Below are 7,409 nucleotides of genomic sequence, written 5' to 3' on the forward strand. Positions count from 1 at the left end.
GTGGAGAATAATGCGCTGGCCTCGCGAAATCTGGGTGATTGCCGCACGATGTCACCGGAAGCGTGCGGCAAGGCTAAGGAGCTGAGTCAGCGCATTCTGGATAAAGGCTTGCCGTCAGTGGAGGACATGCGCGGTAAACTGGCATCGTGTCAGGATGACAGCTGCCGTAAAGGAGTCTGGACGGAATATCGACAGGCCAGTGATGCAACCATCAATACCCTGAAACAGATGGCGTTGAGTGGTGAGTTGAGCCGCGAAGAACTGGCATTCATCAACCATGAGTTGGGTAAAGAACTGGCGGTATCGGGATACCGTGCCAATGACAAGATAGGGCGTTCAGAGCAGAGCAGCTGGTTAAATGGCGGCAGCGGACCCCTTTCTGGGTTCTTTAACACGGAGCTGCGCCAAAAAGAGCTGGAAAACGCCGGGTTATCCAAGGCGGATGCGGCGCAGTATGTGAAGGAAGAGCAGCGTAACCTGTTGTTGCTGGAGACCGCGACGGGAATTATTGGGGCAAAAGCCAGTGATAAAATGCAGGCGAAACCATCATCTGTACCGTCAATAAAAGGTTCGACTGTTAACAAAGGCAGTAGCTCTGAACAACATACTAATGAGCATAAAGTTATTGTTGTAGATAAAACAAAATATCCAGAATCAGCGAAGCATATTGAAGATGCTCAGAAAGCAGGGCATCCTAATGTGTTGACGATCGATCGTGGGGGCGCTGCTCAGAGGAGAGGAGAATCCTTGAAAAATACTCCTCCGGTGAAAGGTGCAGATCGTGATGAATATCCTCCTGCTATGTTTAAAGAAGGTGGCTCAGGCGCTTCGGTTCGACCAATTACCCCTTCTGATAATAGAGGAGCTGGATCATGTATTGGTCAACAATGTCGCGGATTACCTAATGGTGCGACTGTAATTATAAAGACAGACAAATCAGGCAAAATAGAAACGGAGAAATAGAAAAATGTGGCCTTTAACTGACAAATTACTCTCAATTTGTAGTCATGATATTTCTTCGGTTAGATCAGAAAAATATATTGCTTCCAATTATGGAAAATCATTGGTAGATGAATTGAGCTGTTTATTGACTAAAAAAAATGGATTTTATGGCTTTGAGTCTGCATTACGCGTTTTTCCATATGAAACGATAGGTGAAGAGATCGGCTTAATTGATTGGAACAACAATAGGTTATGGATTAACTCGTACGAAGATATGGCTGAGGATGCTCTTTTCTTTGCAGAAGATATCTTTGGAAATCAGTTTTGTTTAAAAGATGATTGTATTCATACATTCGATCCTGAAACGGGATTATTTGATAAATTAGCCAAGAGTATAAATGAATGGAGTGGGATTATCTTGGAAGATTATGAAGTCTTAACTGGATATTCTTTGGCTCATAATTGGCAAAACATTTACGGCCCTATTCAATCTGGCTATCGTTTAGTCCCTAAAATTCCCTTTGTTTTAGGCGGAGAATATGAATTGGAAAATCTTTACTTAGCTCGAACAGGCGAATCAATGAGAGCCAGAGCTGATTTGGCTCTACAAATACGAAATATTCCCGATGGGGCAAGCATTAAAATGGACATAAAAGATTAAAAATCAGTTAGCAAAAAAATCCCAGTCCAAGCACTGGGATCTTTTTTGAGTCGTCAGCTGTTCTCAATGAGCCGGATAATCAACTGCCCCCGTTCAACGGTGATGTTCACAGCCTGTCCGGTGGTAAACCCGGCTTCTTCCAGCCAGTTGCCTTTAAGATGCAGGCTGGGATGCTGACTGTAATAACGGGTCATGCCGGTGTTGCGATCTTCGTGGCGGGTGCTGGTATACCCCACCTTATAGCTGCGCCGGGCTTTTGAAATCTTCCAATCTGCATTACAATCGCGGTTAGCCATAGTAACTACTCCAATAGTTGCTTACGGTTAGCGGCGGTTCCGTGCTCCAACACGGGATCGCCGCACGTGTTTTATGTCTTACTTCTCGGTGCCCGCTCTGCTGTTGTTACGGGCAAAACGGTTGGCATCGTGTTTTAAAATCAATGACTCCAGTAACACCCTTGCCACTTCTTTCTCTTCCGGCGTGAACTGGCTGATAGCCTCAAACTGCAAACGCAGTTCTTCATCCGGGTTGCGCTCATTCTCGTCAAAAACCAGCGTATCTGCACTGACAGAAAGTGCACGGGAGAGCTTGCGGATAATCTCCAGTGTCGGTTGTACTTCGTCAGCTTCATAACGCCGGATCATTGTCACGTGACAACCGACTTTCTCCGCCAGTGCGGCCTGAGTAAGCTTGCGGTCTTTACGCAGGGTTACCAGACGTTTACCAAAGTCCATAGAAATTACTCGCCAGGGAAACAGAGCCAGCATTTTACCCCCTTGTTTAAACGTGATGCTTGAAACATACCATATATGCATGTATAAAGAAACCATAAAAGCATATTGACAGGTTTTTACAGGAGGTCATTGATGACCCATGTTCCCGATACCGATTTAGCCCGCTTAAAGCAAACCGTCTCGTTGCTGGGGCTGGTGCGTAAGCAAGGCCGTCCGATGAAAAAACGCGGTGAGGATTATGTGCTGCGCTGCCCCTTCCATAACGAGAAAACGCCCTCAATGGTAATATCGCCTGCTAAGAACCTGTATCACTGCTTTGGCTGTGGTGCCGCGGGATCGGTGCTGGACTGGGTGATACAAACGGAAGGGGTGACGCTGAAAATCGCTATCCGCCGACTGCGGGAGCTGGCCGGGTTGCCGGATATGGACAATGCAGTTGTGGCCGCTTCTTCGTTAGCCGCCCCGCCGGGATCACAGGCGGCCCCTCTGCCGCGCCCGAAACTGGCCGACCTGGACGATGACGGGCAGGCGCTGTTGCATCAGGTGATTGATTTTTATCATCAGCACTTACTGGCGTCACCGGAAGCCAAAGCCTGGCTGGCACGACGCGGGCTGAATCACCCTGAACTGGTCAGTCACTTTAAGCTGGGGTACGCGGGCCATCACGGGATCGGCGGTTCAGCGGGCTTATTACCGTCCAAGAGCAGTCAGGAAGGCCAGCACCTGCGCGACAAGCTGTCGGGGCTGGGCGTGTTGCGTACTACCACCCGTCAGGACCACTTCCGGGGCTGCGTCGTGGTGCCGGTGATCGGCTGGGCCGAATCGGCCAGTGTGGCCAGCCGCGGGCGGGTGCTGCAACTGTATGGTCGCCGAACCCAGCCGGATTACAAAGTGCTGAAAGACAGCCCGAAGCATCTGTATCTGCCGTCACCGTTAGCCGGGGTCTGGAATGAGGAAGCGATGAAAGCCGCTGCGGAAATTATCCTGTGCGAAGCGCTGATCGATGCCATGACGTTCTGGTGTGCCGGGTTCCGTAACGTGATTGCCGCGTTCGGGGTGAACGGGTTTAACCGTGAGCACCTCGCAGCCTTGCCGTATCACGGCGTGAAACGGGTGCTGATTGCCTTTGACCGGGACGAGGCCGGAGACCGTGGCGCGGCTAATGTGGCGGCTGATTTACTGGAAGCCGGTATCGAGGCCTGGCGGGTGCAGTTCCCGCCGGGCATGGATGCCAATGACTATGCGCTGAAAAGCGGCAACGCCGAACATGCGCTGGGGCTGGCGTTGCAACAGGCGGTCTGGCTGGGACAGGGAACGGCACCGGGCGCGGTGTTCAGCCATGAGCGGCCCGTCTCGCCGACGGTGACGGAAAAGCCTCACAATGCCGAGGTGGCTAAACCGGCTGCTTTAGCCGCCCCGCCGGCGCTGACCGTTGCCCCCGTGCCCTGTGAGCGCACGGCCTGCGGTGAACTGCTGATGAAAAGCGGCCCCCGGGTCTGGCGGGTACGGGGAATGAAAAAATCGCCGGTGCCCGATGTGATGAAAGTCAATGTGCAGGTGCGGGATGAAACCAGCGGGTTGTTCCATGTCGATACACTGGACATGTATCACGCCCGTTCACGGCAGAACTACATCAGCACGGCGGCGCAAGAGCTGGAATGCGAGCTGTCGGTCATCAAACGCGAAGCCGGGCGGGTCTTGCTGATGCTGGAGCAGCAACAGGACGCGCAACAGCAAGCCGACGCCGAAGCCTCAGGGACAACGGCGGTCACGGTCAGCGCGGAAGACGAAGCCGCCGCGCTGGCGTTGCTGACATCGCCGAACTTAACAGAACAGATTATCAACGACATGGCCGCCTGCGGGGTGGTCGGCGAATCCACCAATCTGCTGACCGGGTATCTGGCGGCGGTCTCGCGCAAACTCGATAAACCGCTGGCCGTGTTAATCCAGAGCAGCAGCGCGGCAGGCAAGAGCAGCCTGATGGATGCCGTGCTGAACCTGATGCCGGAAGAGGAGCGTATCCAGTACTCGGCAATGACCGGGCAGAGCCTGTATTACCTCGGCGAAACCAGCCTGCAACACAAAATACTGGCGATAGCCGAAGAAGAAGGCGTGCGGCAGGCGGCTTATGCCCTGAAACTGTTGCAGTCCGACGGCGAGCTGAAAATCGCCAGCACCGGCAAGAACGAACAGAGCGGCGAACTGGTGACGCGGGAATACAAGGTACAGGGACCGGTGATGCTGATGTTAACGACGACGGCCATTGATGTGGATGAAGAGCTGCTGAACCGCTGTCTGGTGCTGACGGTCAACGAATCGCGCGAGCAGACGCAGGCCATCCACGCCATGCAGCGGCACCGCCAGACGCTGGCCGGGTTACTGGCTGACTCGGAGAAAGGCTATCTGACGCAGTTACACCAGAACGCCCAGCGCCTGTTAAGGCCGCTGAAAGTGGTCAATCCTTACGCCCACCAACTGACGTTCCTGTCAGACAAAACCCGGATGCGGCGCGACCACATGAAATACCTGACGCTGATACAGGCCATTGCCCTGCTGTACCAGTATCAACGTGAAGTGAAGAAAACGACCCACCGCGGACAGGTCATCGAATATATCGAAGTCACCCAGGACGATATTGCCCTCGCCAACCGGCTGGCGCATGAGGTGCTGGGGCGCACGCTGGATGAAATGCCGCCGCAGACGCGCAAGCTGTTGCTGCTGATACAGGCAATGGTGAACGAACAGGCGCAAATCCAGCACTGTCAGCCGAATGAAGTCCGCTTTACCCGGCGGGATATCCGCGCCTTTACCCACTGGAGCGACAGCCAGCTCAAAAACCACTGTCAACGACTGACGGAAATGGAATACCTGCTGTTGCATGGCGGCAGCCGGGGGCACCTGCTGCATTATGAACTGCTGTGGGACGGAGAAGACAACGGCGCAGCCCACCTGTGCGGCCTGCTGGATGTCGGAGAAGCGGACTCAGAAACCGCCGGCAGTGAACGCAAGTCTGACCCGGAAGGTCGTAAGTCTTCCCCAAGTCCGGGGCAAGTCTGGCCTGAGTCTGGGGAAGAAAAACCCGCGTCAGCCCGGACAGTACAGGAGCCAGCGGGTGCACAAGTCCGGGCAGATGAAAACGCAGTTATCAGGGAAAATAATCACGGAGACGCATTGCCTGTACCCGACAGGAATAAACCGCCGGCAGCCGTCCCGACAGGTCATGAAAGCAAGTCTGACTTAAATGAACGCAAGCCTGTCTCAAGTCTGGTCCAGGTCCGGGCTAAGTCTGGGGTGAAAAAATCCCTATCCGGGCAGGCAGAACACGGGTTCAGCGTACCGCAAGTCGGGGTAACGGAAGACACCGTGATAAAAGGAAAAAAGAAAACGCGCCCCTTGTCTGCGCCCGCCCCTCAATCTCAACCGGAGGTCAATCATGGCAAACCGTAAACCGCGCAAAGGAAGTCTCCTGACCGTTGATGACGTTTATCGTCAGCCTGTAGGGCCGGCACATGACCCGAAAAGCCTGTATGCGCTGCTGCTGCGCTTCGTGGCATGGCGGCAGGAACGGAACTGGTCGGAAACCACGCTGAAAGTGCAGACCCATCACACCTATCACTTTATCCTGTGGGCCACGGACCGGGGCCTGTACTCTGCCGCGGATATCACGCGGCCGATACTGGAACGTTACCAGCGCTACCTGTACCAGTACCGCAAGACCAACGGAGAGCCGCTGAGCATCCGCACCCAGCGCACGCAGTTGCAGCCGTTACAGGTGTGGTTCAAATGGCTGACGAAACAGAACCTGATACTGGCGAACCCGGCAGCGGACATTGAGTTGCCGCGGGAAGAAAAACGCCTGCCGCGGTATATCCTGAGCATTGATGAAATCGAGCATATCCTGTCGCTGCCTGACCCGAATACGTTGCAGGGTGCCCGAGACCGGGCCCTGATGGAGCTGCTCTGGTCAACAGGGATACGACGCAGTGAAGCGGCCCGGCTCGATATCTACAGCATTGACGGGTCACGCAAAACCGTGACCATCCGGCAGGGCAAGGGGAATAAAGACCGGGTATTGCCCCTCGGCGAACGGGCCTTAAACTGGCTCCAGTTCTATCAGCAGCAGGTTCGCCCGCAACTGCTGGTCACCCCGGACATCCAGTCGCTGTTCGTGGCAATGGACGGTCTCGACGGATTGCAGCCGAACGGTATCACCCATGCCGTGAGCGGTTATATCCGGGCCGCCGGCATTGAGAAAAAAGGTGCCTGCCACCTGTTCCGGCATGCGATGGCGACGCAGATGCTGGAGAACGGGGCGGACCTGCGCTGGATACAGGCCATGTTAGGCCATGCCAGCGTGGAATCCACCCAGGTGTATACGCAGGTCTCTATCCGGGCCTTGCAGGCGGTGCACGCCAGTACGCATCCGGCGGAGCAAATGGCCGCCGAAAAAGTCCGCGACGCCGATGAGGTGGGTTTACTGGCCGACCTGTACGCTGACGATAACGCCGACACGGACACGCCGCCGGACAGCTCAGAGCCGGCCTCAACCCCCGATAGCCGCTGAGCGTCCGCACGCCCCCGTTGAGTTGGGCGGGTTCGGTGTGGGGGCAGACCGTGGCCGGACTGCCCGTCGGCATCGGTGCACGCGGGGGTAAATAGTCGTCAGGCGGCGCAAGCCCCGGTGTCCCCGTTGAGCCGGTCCAGGCCGCCCAACGCCTATTCAACATAATGCGGGGGAATTATACGCACTGCGCCGGTGAGCCAGGGCAACCGCCTGAGCATTGATGAGCGGCTTAATGCGTATAATTGGCATTATGTCTTGCGCCCCCGCGGGTTAGCATCGAAGGGTGTGGCGCACAAGGCTGACGCCTTCTGCTGTCAGCCGCTGAGCCAGTCCTCGGCAAAAACCCGTGTTCTTCTTTAGCTGCCGTGCCAACGTCCGGCCAACAACCCTGAAGGCCGGTCGGCCTGCGGCCTCCGCTCATTGACTTCCCCCCGCCCCAACCCCGCTGCACTGGCTGCGCCCGGTTCGCAGTCGCCGGCTCCTTGCTCATTCCCGTGCTCGCCATCTC

General features: G+C 55.4%; 6 protein-coding genes and 1 pseudogene. 4 read left to right on the forward strand and 3 right to left on the reverse strand.

Features of this window, described 5'->3' with window-relative positions:
* Together SLS51_RS22075 and SLS51_RS22080 are read left to right on the forward strand one after the other, a co-directional pair.
* On the forward strand, window positions 1-963 hold a 963-nt coding region (locus SLS51_RS22075; protein ID WP_323840679.1), incomplete at its 5' end, for a NucA/NucB deoxyribonuclease domain-containing protein.
* A gap of 4 nt (window positions 964-967) precedes the next feature.
* Window positions 968-1,603 (forward strand): SMI1/KNR4 family protein, encoded by a 636-nt coding sequence (locus tag SLS51_RS22080; RefSeq protein WP_323840680.1) that lies wholly within the window; start codon window positions 968-970, stop codon window positions 1,601-1,603.
* 53 nt (window positions 1,604-1,656) lie between these two features.
* On the opposite strand, the gene SLS51_RS22085 is transcribed toward SLS51_RS22080, so the two are convergent.
* The gene (locus SLS51_RS22085; RefSeq protein WP_113044217.1) at window positions 1,657-1,899 is read right to left on the reverse strand and encodes a SymE family type I addiction module toxin; all 243 of its coding nucleotides are present in this window, start codon (window positions 1,897-1,899) and stop codon (window positions 1,657-1,659) included.
* A gap of 78 nt (window positions 1,900-1,977) precedes the next feature.
* Window positions 1,978-2,370 (reverse strand): helix-turn-helix domain-containing protein, encoded by a 393-nt coding sequence (locus tag SLS51_RS22090; protein ID WP_228903054.1) that lies wholly within the window; start codon window positions 2,368-2,370, stop codon window positions 1,978-1,980.
* Between the two features lie 99 nt (window positions 2,371-2,469).
* Between SLS51_RS22090 and SLS51_RS22095 the strand changes: the two genes are divergently transcribed.
* A complete protein-coding gene (locus SLS51_RS22095; protein ID WP_323840681.1) occupies window positions 2,470-5,784 on the forward strand; it encodes a CHC2 zinc finger domain-containing protein in 3,315 nt (1,104 codons plus the stop codon).
* A complete protein-coding gene (gene xerC, locus SLS51_RS22100; protein WP_323840682.1) occupies window positions 5,771-6,901 on the forward strand; it encodes a site-specific tyrosine recombinase XerC in 1,131 nt (376 codons plus the stop codon). The genes SLS51_RS22095 and xerC overlap by 14 nt, the downstream gene beginning before the upstream one ends.
* A 229-nt stretch (window positions 6,902-7,130) precedes the next feature.
* On the opposite strand, the pseudogene SLS51_RS22105 reads toward xerC, so the two are convergent.
* Window positions 7,131-7,409: pseudogene (locus SLS51_RS22105) on the reverse strand (hypothetical protein); the annotation flags it as partial.

This window comes from Photorhabdus africana, assembly GCF_035181445.1.
Classification (GTDB): Bacteria; Pseudomonadota; Gammaproteobacteria; order Enterobacterales; family Enterobacteriaceae; genus Photorhabdus; species Photorhabdus laumondii.